Source organism: Halanaerobium sp. MA284_MarDTE_T2 (assembly GCF_003337245.1).
In the GTDB taxonomy this organism is placed as follows: Bacteria; Bacillota; Halanaerobiia; order Halanaerobiales; family Halanaerobiaceae; genus QPJE01.
In genome coordinates this window covers 15,730-41,009 of record NZ_QPJE01000014.1, presented here as the reverse complement: position 1 = coordinate 41,009, position 25,280 = coordinate 15,730, and the positions used below count along the sequence as shown (strand labels likewise).

At 29.9% G+C, this 25,280-nt stretch carries 13 protein-coding genes; all 13 read right to left on the bottom strand.

Annotated elements, in window-relative coordinates:
• Positions 1 to 22: 22 nt before the first annotated feature.
• The gene (locus DFR78_RS07560; protein WP_114458235.1) at positions 23 to 1,108 is read right to left on the bottom strand and encodes a hypothetical protein; all 1,086 of its coding nucleotides are present in this window, start codon (positions 1,106 to 1,108) and stop codon (positions 23 to 25) included.
• A gap of 71 nt (positions 1,109 to 1,179) precedes the next feature.
• Positions 1,180 to 1,350, bottom strand: a complete 171-nt coding sequence (locus DFR78_RS11935) for a hypothetical protein (RefSeq protein ID WP_158531733.1) — start codon at positions 1,348 to 1,350, stop codon at positions 1,180 to 1,182.
• Positions 1,351 to 1,381: 31 nt separating this feature from the next.
• The gene (gene brxL / locus DFR78_RS07555; RefSeq protein ID WP_114458234.1) at positions 1,382 to 3,415 is read right to left on the bottom strand and encodes a protease Lon-related BREX system protein BrxL; all 2,034 of its coding nucleotides are present in this window, start codon (positions 3,413 to 3,415) and stop codon (positions 1,382 to 1,384) included.
• A gap of 30 nt (positions 3,416 to 3,445) precedes the next feature.
• Positions 3,446 to 5,989: a BREX-1 system phosphatase PglZ type A gene (gene pglZ, locus DFR78_RS07550; protein ID WP_114458233.1), complete on the bottom strand. Its 2,544-nt coding sequence runs from the start codon at positions 5,987 to 5,989 to the stop codon at positions 3,446 to 3,448.
• 10 nt (positions 5,990 to 5,999) lie between these two features.
• A complete protein-coding gene (gene pglX, locus DFR78_RS07545; protein ID WP_114458232.1) occupies positions 6,000 to 9,527 on the bottom strand; it encodes a BREX-1 system adenine-specific DNA-methyltransferase PglX in 3,528 nt (1,175 codons plus the stop codon).
• Between the two features lie 16 nt (positions 9,528 to 9,543).
• Complete coding sequence (brxC, locus tag DFR78_RS07540) at positions 9,544 to 13,119, bottom strand: BREX system P-loop protein BrxC (protein WP_114458231.1); 3,576 nt, start codon at positions 13,117 to 13,119, stop codon at positions 9,544 to 9,546.
• 12 nt (positions 13,120 to 13,131) lie between these two features.
• Positions 13,132 to 13,728, bottom strand: a complete 597-nt coding sequence (locus DFR78_RS07535) for a DUF1788 domain-containing protein (protein WP_114458230.1) — start codon at positions 13,726 to 13,728, stop codon at positions 13,132 to 13,134.
• Positions 13,728 to 14,336, bottom strand: a complete 609-nt coding sequence (locus DFR78_RS07530; protein WP_114458229.1) for a DUF1819 family protein — start codon at positions 14,334 to 14,336, stop codon at positions 13,728 to 13,730. Before DFR78_RS07530 ends, DFR78_RS07535 begins: the two co-directional genes overlap by 1 nt.
• Positions 14,337 to 14,999: 663 nt before the next feature.
• Positions 15,000 to 15,905, bottom strand: coding sequence for a hypothetical protein (locus DFR78_RS07525; RefSeq protein ID WP_114458228.1), 906 nt, complete (start codon positions 15,903 to 15,905; stop codon positions 15,000 to 15,002).
• A 21-nt stretch (positions 15,906 to 15,926) separates the two neighbouring features.
• Positions 15,927 to 20,687, bottom strand: coding sequence for an AAA domain-containing protein (locus tag DFR78_RS07520; protein WP_114458227.1), 4,761 nt, complete (start codon positions 20,685 to 20,687; stop codon positions 15,927 to 15,929).
• Between the two features lie 24 nt (positions 20,688 to 20,711).
• Positions 20,712 to 23,666 carry a DEAD/DEAH box helicase gene (locus DFR78_RS07515; protein ID WP_158531732.1) on the bottom strand — a complete coding sequence of 985 codons (2,955 nt, stop codon included), beginning with the start codon at positions 23,664 to 23,666 and terminating at the stop codon, positions 20,712 to 20,714.
• 407 nt (positions 23,667 to 24,073) lie between these two features.
• On the bottom strand, positions 24,074 to 24,853 hold the full coding sequence (gene madM / locus DFR78_RS07510) for a malonate transporter subunit MadM (protein ID WP_114458225.1): 780 nt from the start codon (positions 24,851 to 24,853) through the stop codon (positions 24,074 to 24,076).
• Positions 24,854 to 24,869: 16 nt separating this feature from the next.
• Positions 24,870 to 25,235 (bottom strand): malonate transporter subunit MadL, encoded by a 366-nt coding sequence (gene madL / locus DFR78_RS07505; protein ID WP_114458224.1) that lies wholly within the window; start codon positions 25,233 to 25,235, stop codon positions 24,870 to 24,872.
• Between the last annotated feature and the right edge of the window lie 45 nt (positions 25,236 to 25,280).

Below are 25,280 nucleotides of genomic sequence, written 5' to 3'. Positions count from 1 at the left end.
TTATACTCCTTTCAAAAATTATTTAAAATCCTTCTGGTACTAAACCAAGCTTATTGATAGATTCATTTACCCTGGCTAATCTTTCATGATTATCTAAAACCTCAGTATAATTCCAGAACTTTAATTTGTTTTCTAAAGTTGATATATCAGCAACATTCTTTTTGATTTTTTCTAATTGTTTAGGATCAGAAACTGCTATAACTCCTTGAACTGCAGGATTATTTAAGGATTTAAGTAAATTCATTGATAAACTATCAATAGAACCTTTAGTCTGGACTTCAAAAACATATATAATACGGCCCATATTACCAACAGTAGATTCCCAAACTGTATCTACAACAGAACCAGAAGCCACCCTGGTTTCAGTATAAGTTTTAAATCCTAACCACTCACCAATTTCAGCTAATTTTTCTTTGATCTCATCATGAACAAAGCCTCGCTTGTCCTCCTCTGTTATTTTAGCTAATTCTTCATCATCTTCTGGAGTATCTGTTTCAACAGCAGTTTTTATCTGCAATTCGTCCCAAATGAAATAATTGACAGTTAATAAATTAACATCTTTAAGTTCACTTCCTCTTTCTAAAAATTCAGCAATTTTTTGTTCTATTTGACAAATTTCTTTATATTTTTTACCATCAAGTTGATAATTGTATTTTGGAAGATCATCTAGCCCTAAGTAGTTTAAACCTGTCAAAGTTTTGCTGTTCCAAATTATATATTTATCAGGATGAAAATGACATAAAAGTTCACTCATAATAGCTGGACCAAAACCTTTCATATCTTTTCTGAATTTATCCCATCGCTTTTCTATATCTCTTTCACTCCACAAAAACTCTGCCATTCTTGATTTCAATTTATCAATTCCATTACCATCAATTATTTTATCTACAGCATATTTTTTATTACCCCAGATTACCATGGCCCAGAGTTTAGAGAAAAATTTGTATAGATCTTCTCTTGTCATTTCTAATATTTTATCTTTAGTCCAAGAATGATAATATTTTATCCGCTGATCTTGTTCTAAAAGATCTTCATTAACTATTTCTGGTGAACTGTTAACTTTTTCGTTATATTTTTTTATATGTTCTTTTAAGCGAGTTTCATTCATGATTTTTCCTTCTTTCTGATTTAAATATATTCAAATTAGCCAGTTTAAGGCTCTTTTCACCGTCAGTATCTTCAAAATGATCTTTTAAATTTAGTTTTTTCTAAAGCATCTAAATGTTTTTGTGGATGAGATCCTCCACCTGATTCTGGATTAATTTTGTCATTATTTTTTAGACCCCTATAATATTTCATCCAGACTATGTTAACATAAACTAATTTAGATTTATCAATATTATTACTCATCTATAATCCCCCAATTTATATTAATTTGATTCTACCCCACACCCAAAGCCTTATAAACTGCATCAATAGGATCTTCATAAAAAGAAATCTGGAATTTAGCAAATAGTTCTGAAGGCACTGTAGAAATATCTGAAGCAGATGACATTGGCAATAATACTTTTTTTGCTCCTGCATCAAAAGCAACCTGTAACACATTAGCTAATGAAGATACTTTTTTAATTGTTCCCCCAATACTCATCGAACCTAAAATAACCATTCTCTCCTGCACAGGCCTCTGCATAGCTCCAGAACACATAGCAACAAAGGCAGCAAGGGTTAACTCTGGTGTTAATCCCACCCCCTGTAAATCCTGTATATGAAGCAGATAATTGTTTTTTGAGATGCTGATACTATTACTGATACTTTTTGAATTAGCCTTAAAATAATTGAAAGCCATATCAATATTTTCTCTGGCCAATCTATTTGAACTCAAACCTGATTTAGTAAACTTACCTTTACCACTTACTACTTCAACTTCAATCTTATAAACACCAATAATACCAGATTCAGTATCACCTACAGTATAAACATGACCTGGTTTACCCTGGCCTTCAGGAATTAACTTGTTTCCACCCTGTTCAGGTACTGAAACAAACTCCTCTTCATTACTTTCAGTATCAATATAGGAAAAATGTACATCATAAAATTCCATTCCTCCTATTTTTTTAAGCTGTTCTTTAACTCTTCTTCTACCTACAAGAGCATATTGTAAAATTTCTTCTAAATTTTCTTTATTAAAATTACCATTGGGATATATAAGTTTTATTAAACCAGAAACTGTTTTTCTGACAGCTATGACATCTCTTTGGTTTAAATTATTTCCTAACTTAAAGTGTTTATCAATAGAATCCGAATAGGAGAACTTCCTCATCTCTTTAAAAAATTCAGATAAATAATCACTGATAAACCCATATTGATCAGTAATATACTCTGGCCTCATTTTAGGAATTTCCCAACCAGGCAGATAGTAGTGAATTCTATCAAAAAAGGCTGAATCATAAGATATTTCATCGGGAAATGGATCAAATAGATGAGAAGTTTTTAAAAGAACTTTTACATCCTGATTAATATTACCGATATAAACCATGGAAGCATTAGCACTCTTTTCTTCTCTACCACGGGCAAAAGAACCAGAAGCCATAAAGTCTTTTAAAATCTGAATTCCATCTTTATCTTTAAACTTGATACCTGCAACTTCATCAAAAGCTACAGTATCCCAAAGCCCTACTAAACCAATTTTCCTGGTATTCATATTATAAAATAGATTTGCTACTGTACTCTGGCCACCAGATACTAAAATTGTATTGGGAGATATTTCTTTATAAATATGAGATTTACCCGTGCCTCTTGGCCCTAATTCGACTAAATTATAATTATTCTCTACTAAGGGAACTAATCTTTCTAATAGATGCCATTTAGCTTCATTTTCAAATTGAGTTGGCTCTAAACCAACCGATCTAATTAAAGCATCCATCCACTCATCTTTAGTAAATTCGTTTCTACCATCAAATATCTCACTTAAATCCATATTAGGCATCTGAATAGGAGTAAGAGTTTTTATACCAAAGGGATTTCTATCTTTAGCTTCTTCATCAAAAAAATACTCCATCTTTAAAATACACCAGATACCACCAGAAAGAAGCTTATTATACTGCTTGACAAAATTACTAGATATAGTAACCCCACTAATTCCCAGATTAGAAAATCTGGCCTGATATTCATCCTTTTTCTCATTTAATTTAACAGTTACTTTATCTATTACCGTATAAACAGCATTTTCTCTAATTTTTGATTTTATCTTTTCAGCTTCATCAGGCCGAACAAAGTTAGAGGATAAAATATCTTTTACCCTCTGAACTCCTTCTTCTATACTATCTTCATCATCTGTAGCAGCATACATTCCAAGTAAGTATTCTAAAACATAAACTGGAACATTAGCTCCTTCTTTTATTTTTTGAGTAAGGTCTTTTCTTACTACTCGACCTGAAAATACTTTATTTAATTTATCATTTAGAAAGTCTTCCATAAATTCACCTTCTTTAAAGATTAAAGTATATTAAAATCCAAAATCATTAGTTATTGCTAAACTAATTTTATAAGCAATTTTTTCATAAATCTTCTCCACTGACTCATCCTGGTCTTCAAGTATTAAATAATAATCTTTATTTTCATCATACTGCTGGTTTTTGAGAGTGAACTTCTCTTTATAATTTCTCTTTTTAGCATCCTCTTCTTTGCTGTCAGCAATAATAATGTTCTCATTAGATATTTTATTTCCTTCCTCATCAACAAAGTAAGCTAATACCTTACGAGAAGTTATTTTTTCACTTATAGGATCAGTCTGAAAGAATTCTAATCTAAAGATGCTGTTGGTTATCTTTCTTGAGATATTAGTTAGTTTTAAATCTACCTTAGAGGCTTTATATTTGCCCTTTCTGTCGTACTTAAACTTAATTACAGGTATAACTATCTCCTGTAAAGAAGCTCCTCCATGGACATAGTTTAGGTTGCCTCCACGAGTTGAGAATCTATTAGCTCCCCTGGGAACTGAAACATATAAGTCATTATCTTCAGCTAAGTAATTAAGGCTAAATGTTAAAGCTCCATCTACATCCTGCTTTTCTTTGTTGATTAAATAGCGTTTACTTTCTTTATTAGAATCTTTTGCATTATGTTTAGTCTTATCACTGGCTTCTAGTTTTCTTCTTCTATAAATAAAACCGTGATCAGCAGTAATAAAAATATTGCTGGCACTAACATTATTTTTTAAAGCATTAATCAATGTTTTTAAATCTTCAAAAGTATCATTAACTGCTTCAAAGACTTTTTGTTCTGTTTGGTGGCTTTCTCCCATAGTATCAATTAAATCATGATAGATATAAACTAAGTTTTTACCAAAGATAACTTTTCTCATTTCTTCTCTTGTCATCTGCAATAATTCTTTAGCACTTAAGACGACTGATTTTTCTACAAATGAATTTAAAACTTTTTCTCTATTTTTAGATGAATTAGTAGGCATTCCATCTACTAAAACTTGATTAAATTCTTGATCAATATTAATTTTATTATTCGGAAGTAGGCTGGCCATCCCTAAACTTGTTTCACTGGGGATGCTGCCTTGATAGGCCATTAATTCTGTTGGTGATTTAAATTCTTTTTGCAGCTGCTCATTTAATTCTTGAGCTGCTTCATATCTAAACCCATCTGAAATAATAACAAAGGTTCTTTCTTTTTTATCCATTTTCTTTCTAATATTATTGTAATAAAATTTCTGCTGCTGTTTTATAGAGCCGATCTTCCATTCTTCTTTATCAGCTAAACTATTGGAAAACTTGATTGATAATTCCTGGATAAACCAGTTAGAATAAAGATTTTCTATTCTTTCTTTTAATTCAGCTAGAATACCTTTATTCTTTACCTGATCATAGGCTAAATAAAAATGACGGTAGGCTTTATCAAATTGATAATATTCTTCTTTGTATTTCTCAAAAAATTGTTCAGCTTTTAGTTGTGGAATATCTCCAACTTCTTTTTTTAGTCTCAATAGCTCAATTGCAGAATCAATTGCCTGATAAGTATTATTAAAATATTGATACCAGTGTTTTGTTTTACGAATTGAAATGATTTCTTTAAAATTATTAAACTCTTCTGAACCAGATACTAAGTTATCAACTATTTTTTGAATAATCATTTCATCAAAAGCTCTAAAACTTTCACACTGCAGATAATCATTAATATCCCATTTCTTCAAATAATCTTTTAGACTTAAATCTTCCTGCAGCATATCTGCCTTTTGATCAAATTCTTTATAATCTTTAGCATGGTTCATCCAGTTACTCAAAAAGACCACACAGTTAGCCTCTTCTGTAGATAATTCATTCTGCCAGTTTTCTGGCAAATCTCTTTTTAGATTGTGTCTGATATTAGTGATTAAAAACATCAGCATTAACTGTTTTAATGATTTTTCTTCTTTAACATACCCATATTTTTTGGAAATAAGGTCCCAGATACTTTGACTATAACTGAACTTATTTAACTTCTCCCAGATACTATTATCTTCATTTAAAACATCTTTTAAAAGTTCTTTTACTGCTCTTTCTAAATTTGGTGTTTTTAGTTTAGCTAAAGCTGAAAAGATTGCAATATCTAATTTTTCTTGATTAAAATCCTTTATATTATAATTTTTAAGTCTGTTATATCTTTGTTTGTTATTAAAAAACTTTTCATGTTTTTCAAATGCTGGCCGCATATACTCTTCTTCTACTCCAAAGTCTCTCATTATTAAAGTAGTTTTATCGGCAGTAAATTCCTGTGAGTATCTATAAATATCTAAAAGCCAGTTTTCTTTTTTTTCTGGTTTTGCTTGGCTGGAATAAATTAAATAATTTGATTTAGTATCTTCAACTTCCAGCTGATATTTAGTTCTAAAGTTATTATTATCTTTTAACTTCCAGATCTCTGCATTTTCTATTTCTAAATTATTTATTTCTTCGACAAAGGCAGCATTAGCGTCATACCAAAAAATGATATGACGCTCCTTTTCTTTAGTTGCTTGGTTGAATTCTTTTTCTAGCAAATTTTTTATTTCATCTAAGTTCATAACTTCACCCCTAAATATTCTTCAATACTTCATCAAACTTAGCGTAGTTTTCTTTTACTCCATCATCTAAATCTATCTCAATCTGCTGATTTGCTAAGTGATTTAATTTTCGATCGTATTCTTTTAGTTCTGCTGTCTGTTTTTCTAATTTCTCTAAATCTTTCTTAGCCTGAGTTCTCTGGCGACCTGAAAGATCAGAATCAATTATATTTTGCAGTCTAACCTTTTCTGATTCTATTTTATTCTGCAGTTCATGTAGATAATCAGTTCTTACTCTGGATACAGTTCCTTTATCATAACGGTGCATATAAATTAGAGCATTAAAGGCTTTACCTCTTCCATCTGACTGAAATAACCAATAAATAGGGCACTTATTATATTCAGAAGTATGGTCTTTTATAAAGTCAAAGAGGAAATACCGTCTAATAGTTTCTCTTGCTGTATCCTGGTCACTCGTTCCACCTTCAATTAAAGCATCAGCTATATATTCAAGATTTTCTTCTAAGTTTGTTTCACCAAATGTTACCTTAACAAATTCAACAAATCTAGCTACTATATCATCATCAAAGTATTCTTTATCTAAAACAGGAATTATTCCATCCTTATCTGCCTTAAATGTTTCATATTTTAAATGGTCAAATTCTCCTCCTGCATAAACTAAACCTTCTTCATCTAAAGAATATCTTCCGAGCATACAGCCAACTGCATAAGACATGAATGATCTTATATCTCTTGCTTTATCTGCTTTTCTTACTGTTACATCTTTTTCTTTGACTTCAGGATCTAATTCATCTTCTAAACCATATATTTCAATAAATATTTCATTTAGTTTTTCTTCATTTTCTTTTAGTTGATAGAATTTTTCTTCTGCAAACTCTGACCAGTTATTGAAAGCTTCTTGAATAGTATTAGCTTCATTTTTATATGCTAATAATGGATGCTTTTTAAAGTCCCAGGATATTTCAAAAGAATCCCAATCTTTTTTTGATATATATATTGAGCTATTTGTTAAATAAGCAATTTCATCTTTTTGAGTTTTAACATTATTATATAAAAATGGAATACGGTTAAGAGCACTATGAGTAAAACTGATTGATTTATTCATCAATTTTAGAAATAAAATAGATAATTTAGAACACAAAAATGACAAAATTATTTTGTCCCAAATTTCATTTCCAGTAAAAGCCGATCTACCAGTATCATCAAAAATAAAACCATGATTTTTGTATCTAGCACTAAATCTATCTGAACCTATCTTATTATATGTTATACCTTTTTTAAAATAATATTCTTTATTTCTCAATGAAGATTTTAGTTTTCCAGAGGAATCTCTATAATTTTTTAATTCATAACCATTATTTTTATAATTAATAATTTTTTCATTATTACCATACCATTTTCGAAAACTACCTCCACTATTACAAGGAAACCATTTTTTATCTTTTGACTTTGTTTTTCCAACTGATTTATAATTGAATCCAATTGAAAAAAAATCAACTTCATACCAAAATTTTTGAAAATAGTCATTATTTCCTGTTGATAGACCAGATTTAAACTCAATATGATTTTTGAGTTTTTCACTTTCTTCAAGTATATTTAATATATTATGATTAATATCTAAAGTAATCGGTGCTCCATCAATTTTTTTAAAAACATCTTGATTAATAATTTTTTTATAATTTACATTATTATTTATTGAAAGTTTAACTTTTGTAGGTTGAATATTAGCACCTTTAAAATTTGATAAATCTATGTAAGTCCCTAAAAAATTATTAACTTTTTTATTTCTTAATATAAAAGTAGTAATTGAAACAGAAGCCTCTAAAAAACTTGATTCTTCTAATTGAATTAAGCTATTAATATTTTGTTTATTTAATAGATTTATTCTAAAATTTGTACTTGCTTTATTGAATCTCCAAACATTTGGGGACATTAGTCCTATTAAGCCGTTTGAATTAGTAAAAATAAAAATTTTCTCTATAAAGCTTGTAAATAAATCATCTTTACTTTTTTTATAATTATTATTCAAATAATCTTTAAGACTTTTATTCATATTTCTATCTCCCATATAAGGGGGATTGGTAACAACAATATTATACTTATTCCTCATAATCTGATATTGTTCTAATAATTTAGGAAGCAAATTGATAATTATTCCTCTATTTTTCCCTCCGAATAAATCAACAGCACTATTACTTAAGTTATTTAAAGCTTTATTAATTAAATCAATAGAAATATCCTGTTCAATCTTTAAAATAGAACCATAGTTTTTAGCATCTTCAAATAGATCAACTAAATATTTTAAATCTTTCTCTAAATAATTTTTATATTTCTGCTCTTCAATACTATCAACTAATAAATCAATTGCTGTTTCATCTATAATGTTACTTTCTTGAATAGAAACAATATTTAAGTCAACTTTCTTTTCAAAAATTCTAGAATCTTTTTGTCTTGCCTTCATCATAACTGATAAAGAAGCTAGCTGTGCTGCTCTATCACAGATTTCAAGACCATATATATTTTTATTTAAAATCAATTGAGGTATGGAAGATTCCATATATCCTGCCGACTTATAAATATCATAAAGCACTTCAAAAGCATAAACTAAAATATGACCACTACCTGCAGCAGGATCCAAAAAAGTTATTTCTTCTGGATTAATATTTCTATCTCTGATTTTTTCTAATTCTTCTATTACCCCAGGCTCTTGTTCAGCCTCTTCTAAATAATATTCCCATTTATCTTTTAAACTATCATTAGCATTAGATTCCAGCCAATATCTCCCTAAAGAGTTTTCAACCATGTATCTAACTATCCAGTCAGGTGTAAATAACTGAGTGGCAGCAGGAATTTCTTCTTTTTTTACTTTCCCTGAGGAACCAAAAACTTCGTCTTTCTTTTCAGAAATATAAAACTGATAAATCCAACCGATAATTTCAACATCCTGCCAGTCTTCATTATCAATATTTTCTACCAGATTTCTAATAGCTGAGTCTTCTTTCAAGAGATCATTGGGTAGTAATATCTCTGTGTAATCAGCTATTTTTTCAAAAATAAAGGGCATAATATCATTCAAAGAATTGCACTGTTTAATTAAAAGATAACGGTATAAACCATTAGTATCACTATTATCTTCAAACTGATGAACTATTTCTGCTTCAATATCCAAATCAATATTTAAGGCTTCTTGTATTATATCAGGCTCTATTTTACCTTCTGTTTTAGAAGAAAGCACCCTAACACCTGTAGGTAAGTAACCATTCACTTCCATAAATCTTAAAGCAACAAATCTATTAAACCAGGTATAAGCTACTTCATCTATAACCTGTTCATAACCTTTTTGTTCTATTTCTTCAATTAACTTATTTCTCTGATTTATCTCAGTTGAATTTAAAGTTCTCCCGTGTATTTGAGCATTATTTTCTAAACTATGAATTTTATCTTTTTCTATACCTATCTCATAAGCCTTCTGATCAATTTCTTTCATAAGTTGATTTCTTGCTTGAACAGCAAACTTTTTTATAGCTGATTTATTCATTATATTATGCTCCCCACTATATTAATTTAATATTTTTATCTTCATCTAGAATATTCTTTAATTCAGCTCTAATTTCATTTAAAACTTCTTCTATATCATCTTCATTTTTTATAGTTTTAGTAGTTTTAAAAAGCTTATTTAAACTAATGTTTTTTGTTTCTTTTTCTCTAACCAAAGTTTCTGGTTCATTTTCTTTTTTTGTTCCATATTCAATATCAGGTTCTTGATCATTACCCTGCTTCTCTTTTATTTCAGCAATTTTTTTATTAATATCATCAAAACATTTCTGTTTTATAACTTCACTTTCTTGAGGCATAGCAATTATCTCATTAATATTATTAGACTCTTTTAATCTTTCTAAAAGTTCATCAAAACGCTTTATTAAATTAGTCTTAAAATTCTCTTCAAATTCGTAAGAACTATTTTCTAATTCACTTTTTACTTTTTCTTTATCTATTAAGATATCTTCTTTTTTCGATTTACTTTTTTCTTCTAAAATTTGATCAACAAATATTTCATTAAATTCATCTCTTAAATTAGGAATAGAATGTATTTTAGCATAAGGATTATCAGAATTAACTATTGATCTAAGTTCTTTAGCTATTTCAATTAAATCCTGGTTTTCAATATAGTTTTTATTCTTATCGTAAAGCTGAAGAGTCTCTAAAGCTCTATCAAAATGTTCCCTTTGATTTTCAAAAAACCCAAATATCCTGTCTAGTTTTCTTCCAGTTTCTTTTAGTTCTTCACTTTGCTCATCAAGTTCTTTATAAAACTGATAGGAGTCATCAATATTTTCAATCTCGTTAAACACCTTTTGGGCAGATTTCAATTCTTTTTTGCCTGGATACCCTTTTTCTTCATGATATTCTCTTAAAGTAAATTTTATATTAGATAGATATTCATTATTAATTAAATACTGCAATTTCTTTTTTAACTTGTCTTCATCATCAGGTAAGGTACTTTTATTGAACAATTCTCTACCCAAGCTTTTAGCATTATTAATTAAATACTGATCTACTTTAACTCTTTTTTTGATAACTAATTTTTCCTGATGTCTTTTCTTTGTTAAATACTCAGTTAAGTCTTTATTATTCAGATTAATATTTTCACTATTGTATTGGAGATTAATTTCTTTAGCTTTTAAAAGCTGGATTATAACAGCAGCTAAGTCTAATTCTCTCCAACCATAAGGAACAGAAGTAAATTTCTCAACTAAGTTTTTAAAACTAACACGCATATTTTGTTTATTTTTTCTATCCAAATAATTCTTTACTTCATCATAGGCCAGTTTGTTATTTTTATTCTCTCCTAACTCTAACTGCAATTTATCAGAGTTGATTAAATCATCTAAATCACTTTGAGATTCATAGTGTTTATTAATATAATTAAGCTTTTCATAAAGAGATTCAATTAAATATTTAAAGCTTTCGTTAATTTTTTTAACTGGATCAGTAGTTCCAATATCAGGATTGCTATTTCTAACAAATATTTTAGATTCACCTAAATTATCTTCAATTAAAGATTGAATTCTTTTTTTACGAGTTGTCTGTTCTCTTTGAATTCGGCTTATAATATCTTCATAAGCGTTAGTTTTATTCTGACTGCTTCTTTTCCGTAAATATTTTTCTATTTTTAGAGACTGTTCTACCTCATCTAAGAAGTTAGCATTATCAGGCATTTTGACAATGATATTATTTTCACCTGAAGACTCTAATAATAGCTGACGATCATCAACTGTTGGATAATATGGTGTTAAAATCTTAATCCCAATATCTTCAGTCTGACGACCTCTATTCATTTCATCAATTATTTGATTAAAAGCAAAGTCATATTTCTTATTGTATCTATATTTTTTATCAGTATAAATTTCTTCAAAAATAATATCTCCTACATATTTTAAAATCTTAGAACTATCGACATCCATAGAATTAATTTCTCTATTAATATCCTGCTCTTCATTTGTTAAGAAGAAATATTCTTCACCATTTCTCTGAATTAATGTTTCTTTGAGTAAACGGCGTAGAGATTCTTCAATATTCTTTTTAAGCTCTATTTTATCTTCATCAATTTTAGAAACTAAAAGAGTAGTAATGTTTTCTATATTTGCTGTAACAAAGTTAACATAACGGATTAAAAATAATAGCTTTAAAACTTCAACATCATAATCTCTTAAATTATCGTTCATTTTAGCATTTTCAATTACTCTTCTAATATTTGAATCTAAAAATGATTCTATTGGTCTGTAAAAGGTTGAAAATGGTATTATTTCACCTTCATCAGAATCAGTAATGGTTTGAGCTGCTTCCTGAAAAGCACTTAGTAAAGATCTTTCACCTTCAGATAAGTGTTTACCTGTAGCTCCATGTCTTCTTATTTCTTCGAAAACCTGCTGTAAAAGTTTAAATTGATAAGGCACAAACGGGTAAACTTCTGCAAATTCTGCAGCATCTTTATAGTTTTCCATAAATCTGGTACCCTCACTGAAGGTGATTATATTTTTTAGAACAGCACTCTTATCATTATAAAGGAGTTTTAAAGTATCAATTGCTGTTTCATTTTTAGCAAGAATACGCTGTTTAATAACTTCATCAACATTAGCCCCAGAAAGATTTAATCTGGTATCAAATCTTCCCATAATTTTAGAAAAGTCCATACCTTTAATTCTTTTAACAGTTTTGTCTAATTCTTCTTGAGATGTTACCATAACCCAGGCCTTTCCACCACAGTGAATACCAAGGTCTTCAGCTACAGTCTGCAAGTTAAGCATTAACTGTCCATCATCGCCAATATACTGACCAATCTCATCAACTAAAAATAATACATGGTGATTATCTTCTTTTTCTGCTATATATTCTTTAACACTTGTTGCAAACTTTTCTATACTAATACTGTAATTATCTTCAGAAGTTTCATACCAGTGCTTGGCCGATTCTTTGTTCATTTTGGTTGATCTAACTAAAGCTTCAATAATTGCTTCTTCTTCAAAATAGAAATCTTCTCTTTTATTCTCCCAGTTATCTCCTGCAATATCTGCAAATTCATTTTTGAATTTTTGATAATTATTTTCTTGATCCAATCTTCTTTCTAAATCTGCAAGCCAGGGAATACTACCGCAATAACCCTGATGTTCATTAAAAACTTTCATAAAAACTTTTACAATTGCTTCCTTATCAGCTTTACTGTCAGAATCACTCTTAGAATCAACATTAAATAAAATAACATCAGAAGGAATTTCACTTGCTCTCTGCATATCTGCAAGCAGCATTGGATCATTTATCTTTTCATCAAAAAAATCTCTAGCTTTTTTATTCTTAACTTCACGATTATCTAATATGTAAGAAAGTATCTTTAAAAAATGTGATTTACCAGATCCAAAGAAACCTGAAATCCATACTCCCATCTTATCTGTATAATCGTCAATTCCTTTTTTATAGGCTTCAAAAAAGTCCTGGAAGTGCATTTCTAATTCATTGGTAACAACATATTCTTCTAATTCATTTTTAACTATTTTTTCATCATTCTGAGCAACCTTAATAACTCCTCTGATCTCTCTATTTATGTCTTTTTTAAACATATTTTCAATTCTCATTAATTTAGCCTCCTAAATGACTGAATCTTTTCTGGGTACTAAAGAAAAAGCTCTATAATAATTATCATCATGAATATCCCCAAATAGACTTAAGCTGGCACCATCATAGTTTCCTGGAAAAAACATTACTAAGGGATTATCCTCTATTTTAGGATGTAAATTATTTAAAACTGTATGTGATCTTACAATCGGCCAGGCCTTACCAACTCCTGTGATGAATATTATCTGATTTTCTTCAACTCTTTCAGAAATGTAGTTGGTAAATAAACGGGCATTACTTTTTAAACTTAAAGTAGTCTTTATTTTTTTTATCATCTTTTGACTGCCGCTTTTTTCTTCCATCTTAAAAGTCTTATCCAAATAACCTTTATCTTCAAGAATTTCTATCATAATATTAAAAAGATCAAATTCTACTATATCTGCTGTGTCTGGATTATTATTCATCTTGCGAATTAAAAAATCAATATGATCTCTGACTATTAATTCATCTTCAGGATCATAATCAAATAAATAAAATCCTATTTCATTACCTAATCCTTTGTTATTTAAAAAATCTTTCTTTTTTATTTCTGGCAGTATTTGATCTAATCTTTTTCTTATCTCGCTCATTATTCTCCCCCCAGCATAGCTTCTAGATATACTTTGTCTCCGATATTAATTAAATGATCTTCAAGTTCTGGACTAATTAAGGGTTTATTTATTTCTCTTTCATCCTGGTCTTTAATAAAATTAGCTTCAAATAGGATTCTTATATAAACCTGCTTCAACTTGTAATAGGTATAATCAACCCATTTAGCGACTCTTTCACTCTGCTCAGCCTTATGTTGAAAGAAAATATTAAAGTCTTTATCTCTTAAATATGGATCTCTCACTTGGTATTTATCTTTATAAACTTCATTCATAAATTCAAAAAAGAGTCGGTCGGTTTTTAAAATAGAATAAACTGTTATTTGCTTACCACTATCAATGGTGCCATTTAATAATTTTTCTATTAAAAAATCATCTAAAACTTTTAATCGTTTAAAAACTGCAGAAGCGACTTCTTTTTTACGATTAGTTGAATCAAATTGAAATATATTTTCTTCTACAGTTTTCTTTTTTAAATCTCTGATAGACTGGTCGGGATGCTCTAACATAAGCTCGGCAGCCTTTTTAAACTCTACATACAGGAAGGGTTTAGACTTGATTCCTGAACTATATTTTAATTTTTCTTTCATCAAATATCACTTCTCCTTGTAAATCGGGCCAATTAAACTCCTACTTGTTATATTATACATAAGTTAATTAATCCCTGCAATAACAAGGAAAATAATGATATTATTCAGAAATTGATGAATTTGATGTTATTGTTATAACTGCAGCAGAAAATGATTTTATAATAAAATATCTTATTCTACATCAAATCTGATAAATCTCCCAATTCTTCAATCAAGGGCAATATGATTTGAGAAATGGGCTTAGTAGTTTTTTGAATCACTTTTTCTTTATCCTGCTCATCTTCTAACTGAGAGTAGATAGAAAAGCCTATTAATCCCAGAGCTATTTTAAATCTTTCTTCATAGAGCTCTATTTCACTCTGATCTAATTTTTTAGTTTTTAAAGTTCTCTTTAAATTAACATTATCTCTATTTACATAAATATCTAAGTCTTTATCTGACTCTTTAATTAAAATTGTACTATCTTCACTCCATTTTTCAGGCCAATCCTCTTTTTCTAATAAAGAAATATTAGGTAAATTTAAATTATCATTTTTATCTTTAGGTTTATTAGTTTTAGTCTTCTTTTTCTTTCCTTTATCAGTTTCAGTTATATTTAAAATTAAACTCTTCGCAAAAGTAGGTGCAGCACCAAAACTGTCTAGTTCAACATCAATTGTAATCCTATCTCCCTCTTTTTCTGTTTAAGCTATAATATAAATCAAAAGTAATTAAAGTTCTATCAGTTATATCATACTCATATAGCTTAATTAATGTACCATAATTTATTCTGTTTTGATATTTCCCAGATTTACTATCAGGTAGTATATCTAAGTTATCAGCCTTAAAACTTGCAATTTTTTGATCTGGTGCAAAATATTCATAAACCGAAAATTTTTCTCCATCCTTGGGGCGCCTTCTTCTAACTAAAGTAAAGCCCCATTCATTATTTGAATCATCAATTTCAGGATGTTTTCGAGACATAACAAACTGATAATTTTTATGACCACAAAAAGGAAGGGCACCAGTACCACCCATATTAAATCTACCCTGAACAAATAAAATTTTGTCTTTGTTTGATTTATGTAAACTTAATAGAGTATCCGGAAAGTCTTCTGGTCTTTGCCCCTCACCTTTATCATAAATAATATAAGATGGATTTTGACGGGATCCTGTTGCAATCAAGTTTATTTTCTCAGCTAGTTTAGTTTGTTCTTTTGAACTAAGAAGAGAAATTTTACCATCTTGAATATTAAAGAACCTTTCAACTGCTTGGTTCATAGTTTTAGGCGCAGCATCACTACTAGGATCTATACCGGTCTTTTTAGCTTCAGATATTAAAACTGCATCTATACTATTGATTATTTTTTCTACTAAAGCTAAAGTAGAATCACTCTGTTGATTACCAATAGTGCCAAAGTTATTATCTAAATCACCATAATTTCGCCAGTTATTATCATCAGCAAAAATTTCATGTTTATTTAAGATAGAATCAATTTCTTTTTCTGTTTCCGCTTTAATAAAGTCTATTGCTAATTTTTTATAATTAATTTGATTATCAAAATCTAGATTCATCTCTTGATAACTCATAACTGCCCCTTTCTGCTAAAATCAACTTGGCCTAATCAAATCAACATCTTTGATCTTCCACTTTTCAATCTTGCCTGCTTCGTTAATAACAATCAGATGATCATTTTCAATATCATAAACTTTCCCTGTTCTACCATCATAATTTTCTACAATATCGTGTAGATCAAACTCATCAAAGTCTTCTTCATTACTTTCTCCAAAATCAAACTTAAGATTTAATTCTTCATTTTCAGTGATTTCTTTTTGGCTGCTGATAACTTGAAAACTATTAGAGCCAACTTCATCATTTTCATTATCCTTTACTTGATTATGCTCTTTTAATCTATCCTGATTCTCATTATCTATTTCAATTTGTTTAGACTCTTCTTCAAATTCTTTTTTTCTTTTTTGAGGTTTTATATTTAAAGAATTAAGTATTTTAATTACAGAACTCATTGCCTGGTCTGGATCATTATAAAAAGCAGAACCTGATACTCGCCAGAAGGTCCAGCCAACTCTTTCTAATTGATGCTGACGCATTTTATCAGCCCACCATTTTTCCGGTGGATGCCAGCGGTCACCATCACACTCTACAGCCAGTCTGTTGTTTTCTCCTTCAACAACCAGATCAATTCTATAAGCACCTACTTCTACCTGAGGTGTAACTTCATATCCGCGTTCAGTTAACCAGTCATAGACATCTTCTTCAAATACAGAATCACATTTTTTCTTTTTATTTTCATCTAAATCTTTTTCTGTAATTCCATTTTTAATATAATTCAATAATTTATAGCGCAGATCATCTGGATTGGTAAGATCAGTTCCCAATTGAACGGAATGGAATAAGATTAATTTATCTTTAGCCCGGCTGGTAGCAACATTAATTCGCTGTTCATAGGTTTTACCGGATAAAGCTCGATAATTATCATTCTGACCACCAACAACCATTGATAAAATAATTATATCTCTTTCATCACCCTGAAAATCATAAGCATCGCCAGCATGAAATCTTATTCTTTCTTGATCATTAGTACTAATATAATTATCAATTAAATTATAAATGTGTTTGGCCTGATCTCTTCCGGTTAAAGAGATAACACCAAAGGTTTTATCTCGATATTTATCTTTTTTTATTAACTCTGCTATTTTTTTACAAATTGCTTCTGCCTCTACTTTATTAACTTTATTTTTTCTATAACCATCTTTTACATAAACATTTTCTAAAACAGGCTCTAATTTTTCGCTCTGAGCCGGATTTCTTAATGGAATTATTTTATTTTGATAAAAAAGATCATTATTAAAAGATATAATCTCAGGTAAACATCTAAAATGTTCTTTTAACATCAATTTCTTTGTCCCAAAAAATATTTCTGCTAACTCAAAAATACTAGTTTCTAAGTCAAAGTTATCACTAAAAGGAATATCACCTAAATAACGAGTAATATAATCTAAAACTTTCTGCTTATCTCTACCTACTGCAGAAGGAGTAATCTGTTTTTCATCTCCAACAATAATTGCTTTTTTAGCTCGCAAAAGGGCCAGTAAACTAGTTACATTAGATTGACTTGCCTCATCAATAATGACAACATCAAAAGTTGACATTTTTTTCACTGTTGTCTCAGAAACCTTATAGACAGGCATTATCCAGGCAGGTACAGAATCTCTAGCTTCTTTCATATATTTACGGGCTTTGGCAGCATATTTACTGGCATATTTACCATAACCCTTTCCAATTTTTTTGACCATACTTTTCCAGCTTTTTAAGGCCCCTATATTCTTTTGAGTAATATTATTGATCAAACTAATTTTGGTAGTCACTTCCACAATGTCTTCTTTTAATTCTCTAATCTTATCCTGATTTTCTTTAAGTTCAGCTTCTAATTTAGACATTTTCTCATTTTTATCTGCTATATCTTTTAGATAAGATTTTAGAATATTAAATTTCCAGGCTTCTTTCCAGTTATCTGGTTTAAGCTCATTAGAATCAATTTCAGAATCTAACCAATCCTGATACCAGCGAAAAGCTTCTTTTTTAAGAATCTCTAAATAACTTTTCATTTCCTGCAGCTTTTTTTGAGCCTTATCTAATTTAACTAATTGATTATAATGTTCTCCCCAGCTATCTACATGATCTCTGAATTCTGCAAAATCTTTTTCTAAGATTTCAAACAATTTTAAAGCTGTAGGATGAACATTTTTATTTTTAAATTTCAATAAATATTCTTTTTGCTTGCTATATTTATCATCAGCCTGATTCAACTTTAAATTATCTATTTTAAGCTCTAAAACCTCTAATATATTTGTAAATTCTTTTTCTAGATTATTTAGAATTATTTTTCCAGAACCATAGATCACTTTATTTAATTTCATTTTTAATTGATTTTTTAAGGATTTATTATAGTTAAAGGCATTAACAATTTTGTTAACAATTGAATTCACTTTTTTCGCCTTGTCTTCTATTTTTATTTCAGGCAAATTATTATCTATAAAATTAGCAGCAAAATTATCCCATTTGACAATAAGTTCTTTTTGAATAATTTTGCTTTCAATATATGCTTTAATCTTTTTCCAAGTCTCTTTTGTTTCTGGAAGTTCCTGATTTAAACGGACAGATTTAATAGCCTCTTTCTGCCCCTTATCTAATAGACCAAAGAAGCTTAAAACATTCCAGGCATTTTTCCCATTTTCAACTCTCTCAAGAGCCTGATCAATAAACTTCTGATAACTCTCGTAATCATATTTATCATTAAGCTCTATATTATCTGTAAAACTTAATTTTTCTGCCTCTTTTTGCATTTTATTATTTAACTCATTTATTTCTTTTAAACTTTTTTCAATATTATCCATCTCTTTTTTATTGTTTTCAATAAACTCCAGAGCCCAGCTTTCTTCAATATCAGAATAAATCTCATTTACTTCTTGAGTAAAATTATATGCTTCTTTTAAATCATCTAAATTATTTTTTAACTCTAAGCCCTCAAAATATTTATTAATATCTGCTTCTTTTTTTGCAATTTCATACTTGTTTTCTGCAATCTTTTCAAATTCTGCTTTGGTTATTATTTGATTTAGATCAGGTAGCTTATAATTTACCAAATCTTCCAGATTATCTTCAATATCTTTTCTAATTTTTAAAGCTTCACTGAGACTTTCAGCTGAAGGAATATTTGTCGAATGTAGTTTTATGATCTCTTCAAATTTAGTTCTTTTTTCTTCTATTTCATAGGCAGGAAAATCATTAAACCATTGATATTTATGTTCTTCATTTTTAACAAATCTCTGAGCATCAGCTGGATATAATTCTTTATCCATTGGTTCTATAAATACTGCCTTATCAGCATTAGATAATTTTTTCATATCTGCTTTGATAGACTCTAATTTCTTTCTTTTATGTTCAAATGATTTTTCCAGATTTGATCTCTTTTCAAATAATTGGGCTTCAGATGAGTTGGAAACTATATTAGTGATATTATCTATTACTCTTTCCAGCCTCTTAATCCTGTCATCATCATTTGATAAAACAGTCATACTTAATTTTTCAACAGCATCAGGCAGCATATCAGATAACACTCTTAAAGCCTGTTCTTTTTCACTGGTCACTAATACTCTTTTCCCACTGGCGACAAAATGAGAGACAAGATTGGCAATCGTGTGACTTTTACCAGTACCAGGAGGTCCCTGGACTACAACTCCCTGACTCTGCTGCAGATAATCTAAAATACGTACCTGTTCTTGGTTGATTTTCTTAGGAAATAAGACCTTCTTATCCAAAGTGCTGTCCCACTCGGTGTGGGTATCAATTTGACTGTGATCAATTTTTTTATCTTCCGGTGGAGTTAAAATTTGTTCTAAAATTGGATTATCAATAGCTGAAGCATTTTTTATTTCCTTTTTAAATTCATCAATATCCTTTATCTGTTCAACAATTGTTTTTTTGCGGGTAAATAAAAGCCAGCCGTCAAAAATTTTTAAATCCTGACTAATCTTAGCTGAATCTAATTTATCTATTTTTTTGACTTCCGCACCTGGAGCCAGTCCTTTTAAAAAATATAATAAATCAAGAAATCCCTCTTCAGTAGGATCTGAACTCACTAATTCATTGAAGACCTTTTTTATACTTTCTCTTTCTGACATAGATGTAAATTCTGAAAGTTGCTCGTCCTGTAACATCCAGCTTGCATCATCTGGATATGTAATTTTTATTTCATTTGATTTACCATCATAATTAATAGTCATATTGTGGGTAATAACTGGATAATTGAGGAATGAATTATCTTTCTGCCACTGCATTAAACCATAACCAACTACAAACTCAATATTATCCTGATAATCCAGAGCTTTTCTTTCCTGGAATAACTTATTATAAATATCTCTGATTTTTAAAACCGGCTCAATTTCTTCTAACCAATTTTCTAATTTATTTACATACTTCTGATAGCTTTCAATTCTTTGATCCTCATCAGAAAAATATATCTCTTCTTCCTCTCCAGTTTCATTAACAACAGATTTTTTATTTATTTTAGTTGGCAGAATGTATTTATCATTTTCTTCAAATTCAATCCATCCTTTTAATATTTCTGGTATTTCCGGTCTCTCTGGCTCATCTGGCCTCTTAATTGTTATTACTGGAGGAGATAATTCTGTTTCTTTTTCTATAGTAATAAATTCTTCAGACTGAAACTGATATTCGTATAATAAAAGGTTGTTGTAGTTATCAACATTATAGGTTACCTTATAACTCAATCGAATGACTTCTTCTAAATATTTAAAAAGATTTAATCCATTTTTTACAATATCCTGCATATATCATCTCTCCAATATAATTATTTAATAAACTTTTTTACCTTCTTTTATAAACTTGCATTCATTATTTTTTATAACTCTAGTCTCATCTTGAGATACTTTAACTATCAGCTGTTTATCATTCCTTTCAATTACTTTTGCTCTTTCTCCATCGTTTAGTTCAACTATATCATTAATTTTTATTTGTCTTGCTTCTTTTTTCTTTTCATTCTTTTCTAATAGCGGCCTCTGAAAGTTAAATTCAAAAGTATTGCCACTTTTAATAACTTTTCTAAATTCATCATACATCGGGAAATCACCAATGCCACTAACTTCTAACCAGCCTTTAGTTCTGCTTAGAGCTACAAACAATTGGTTTCTTAAGGCAAAATTACTTTCATCTTCTGCAATTTTATCCAGACCAATTACATAGACCATATAAGCTTCATTACCCTTGGCTCTGTAAGTAGTTGTAAAGGTAACTCCACCCTCATTCCAAAATTTATTTCTATCTTCATTAGGAAATTTGGGATAAAAAATATTATTTTTCAGTGCTTTAGGAATATAAATATCAAATCCTTCTTTATTGAGCCTTTTAGCAGCTCTGACTTTTAGATTATATGCTTCTCTACTCTCTCCTAAAGCAATAACTAAAATATCTCTACTTGGTGAGAGGCCATCGACTTCAATATTATATTTTATTTTTTCCACTAAATTGTTAAGCTCTTCCTTACGAGTATTATAGCTGTTAAATTTTATAATATCATCCGGCCATAATTCCGGTACCCGGTTGGGAGTCATTTCTTTAGGACGATGTAAGACTACCTTCTGTCCTACTGGATTAAAGCTCCCTTCCTTTATTTCATAACCTATATTTTCCCAGTCTTCCTGAGTTGTATAGCCTCTAAGCATTCCGTCTTTTCTTAAAAGCCCCATTCCTATTGCATGAGCTGCAGTTAAAATTGGGCCAGGAGTCCTGTAGCATTTATTCATAATTTCACTTTTTCTAATTCCACCGGGATGAAAACCACTGACCAATCTTTTAAAATGCGGATCATCCCCAAATAGCTGTGGTGCAGTAGGTATATTTAGTGAATTCAGACTCTGTGCTTCATCATAAGCCCAGATCAGACGTTTATCCTTATCTTTATCGATTGTTTTTAAGCTCTGATAAGCAAGCCAGTAAAATGGCTGTTTATTCTCATATTTTATTTCTTCATTATCAACTACTAAATCCTGAGCTTCATCTATTAAAACTGCATCATAAATTTCTTTTATTTCAGCAACATCTTCCAACAAATATTTGCAGGCATGAACTAACTTTTCATTTGGGGCTCCATCTACTAATTTTTTTCTTCTAGCACTTAATGGTTTTTTACCATGAGCCTTACACAATTCTCTATAAAATCCTGGCTGATCCTTAGCTCCCCAGGCGTGTAATACTTGTAAATTATTATTATTTGGATCATATTCAACCTTGCCATTACTAAATCTTTTAAGCCATTTATTTACCTCTTCGATGACGCTATCATATAGGCTGCGGGTAAAAAATACTAAAGCTATTTTCCAGTCAGGATGTTTCAAATGCATATGAGCAGCTTTTTGAGCTAAAAGTACAGTTTTACCTGAACCAGCAATTCCTCTAATCCGCTGGGGACCGGGTGGTATTGTTTTACCAATTACCTCCTGCTGCATATCTACTTCATAAAGATCCTCTTTAATTTTCTGTTTTATCTGACTGCGCTTTTTCAATTTATCCGATTCATTAGTGGAATTAATATCTGTAGAACTTTGAACACTGTGAGTAATCTGACCTGTTAATATCATTAAGATATCATTCCAGGCTTCACTGCTCAACTTTTCATTTCCTGCTAAAGTATCAATTTCTTCAATTCTATTCAAAAATTTCTTCGGTGTTAATTGATCTTTAAAAATAATTTTTTTATCATCAAAGTCTTGTTCTAACCATTGCTCTTTAGTTATCTCAGGTAAAATCACTGCAGAACTCTCTTTAATTCTTCTTAGGTTTCTATTACCCTGATAAAGACCCTTTAGTTCATATAAGTTATCTTCAACTTTATAGATCACTTCCTGGCTGCTGCCATTTTTAAAATCCCAGCGCTCATACTGAGCATTAGTCAGTTCATCTAATTTAATATCAATTATTTCTAAGACTACAACACCTAAATCTTTATCAATTATTGTAATATCAGGTTCTTTATGTTTTTCGCCTCGTTTAGAAAAAAGCGGATAACGCCAGTAGGCAAGACACTGTCTGCCGCTAAAAGCTCTTCTTACAGCATCCCAGGAGTCTTTATAAGCTGGTGTTTTATCTTCAATAGTATCTGTAGTTATAAACTTATATTCTGAACTGATTTCAATGCTGTTATCTTTATTAATTTTAATAATATTATCTTCATCAGCATTAAATACTAAGTTGTTACTTATTTTTCTGCTTTTTTCTTTTCTATCTTCTATTTCCTGACTGTTCTGACTTTTCTTTAAATCATCTATTTCTTGCTGTAGTTCTTCAATCAGACTATCATATTTATTTTCAAGTGCTGTTAAGTCTGTTTTTTGCTCATCATTTTTTTCGGGAAGTTTAAATTCTTCTGCTTCATAATTCCAGTCTCCATAAAGCTGCATAAACCAGACAGCAAGTTTATGGCTTAAAGAAAGCAGGGTTTTAGCAGTTTCAGTCGAATCTAAAGACTCATGTACACCTTTATTACCTTCAATTCTTAAAGTATGGAATACATCTTCAATTTCTCCTTGAATTAATTCTTCTCTTTCCAGTAATTTTAATTTATTAAAAAAGCTGTTTTCTTCAGGTTCTTCTAAATTATCATAGGCATATATATAATCTACAATCTGTTCTGTAAACATCCTTAATTTGACAATTGTAGTATTTGGGTCCTGATATAAGTTTTCTTCTGCCAGTTCAGCTATTTCTGCTAAATTTGACCACTTCGTCTTTAAAAAAGAGAAGTTACTCTGCATTTTAAACCACCTCATTCTAAATATTATGTCGATTAAAGTCACACAAAGTCGCCATATACTTAAAATACTTTTATTTTCTATTTATTAAAATTCTCGATTTATCAGAATAAACCTTCTTAAAAACAAGAAGTTTTTACCTAATATTAATATAACACATTACTGTGCCACCATACTGTCGCAAACAGGTGTATATCAATTTTAACTAAAAAGAAAGCTCCCGCATAATGAGGGAGCTTTTACATATTGAGAATATTATTTATCATTTTTAAATCACAAAAACAATCTACGTCTTTTTTACACCTCTCTACTCCTCTACTACATTTATCTGGTCTTTTACACAAAATTTATATATATGATAATCTAAAAGTGACCCAGGATAATAATTTAAAATTGCCCTATTTAAATAGCTAAGCAAATAACATTCTCATAAGAAGAAAGCCTACTGAGGGTACTAACAAAGTTCCTAGACCTGTATAAAATGTTGCAGTCATCGCCCCATAAGGAACAAGTTCTTTATCTGTTGCAGCCAATCCACCAGCTACACCACTCGTTGTTCCAATTAAAGCTCCATATACCATAGCAGCAGTGGGATTATCTAGGTTAATCAAATCAGCAATAAATGGAGTTATTATCATAGTCAAAATAGACTTTACAAGACCTGCTGCTACTGATAAAGCAATTATATCTGAACTTACTCCTAGAGATGTTCCTGTTACAGGTCCAACTATAAATGTTACTGCTCCAGCACCTATTGTAGTTATTTCAGCTGGATTTGTATATCCTAGAATTCTGGCTATTAGGGCACCAACTATAAATGAAAATATAACACCAATAAAAAGAGAGATGACTCCAATCGGACCCGCTTTTTTTAAATTTTCAGTTTTTACACCATAAGCTGTTGAAATAATAGTATAATCTCTAATCATACTACCTCCAAGCAAACCCACACCTAATCCACTTGCTCCTCCAAAAATATATACATCAGCCAGACCACTATCACCGCCTGTTGTTCTTCCTCCTATATATGCCAGTATTAAACCCGTAATAATGGCCAAAGCAGAAGCAATTCTTTCTTCTCCTAACATTTTAGATATTTTTTTAGTAATTAACATAATAAAAGCTACTAAGGCAATTGCAATTATAAGATGATCTGCCCCCATAAAGGATTCTAAAGCTGCTTGAAACATTTATTATCACTCCTCTCTAATCATTTGTTTTTCTCAATTTTGAAATTAAAGGTACTAAAAACATGGCACCTATAGTTGCTACTCCTCCTGCTAACAAGGCAACAAATCCTCCTCTAAGAGCACCTACAACATTTAAGCGTGCAGCCATGGCTACAATTACAGGAATGTAAATAGCACTGAGAAATTTAACTCCCCGTTCAGTATTTTTATGGAGTGGTCTACCTTTTGATTTTAAATAATTTGTAGTAACCACCATTAAAAGCATAGCAATACCAACACCACCGACATCTCCGCCAACACCTATTAACTGACCTAAAATTCTACCTAAAAATGAACCAATTAACATAAACAAGGCCACATAACCCATTCCCAATATTTCCATTTAAGATCCTCCTTTTTCCGAGGGGGCATTACTGCCCCCTCAGAT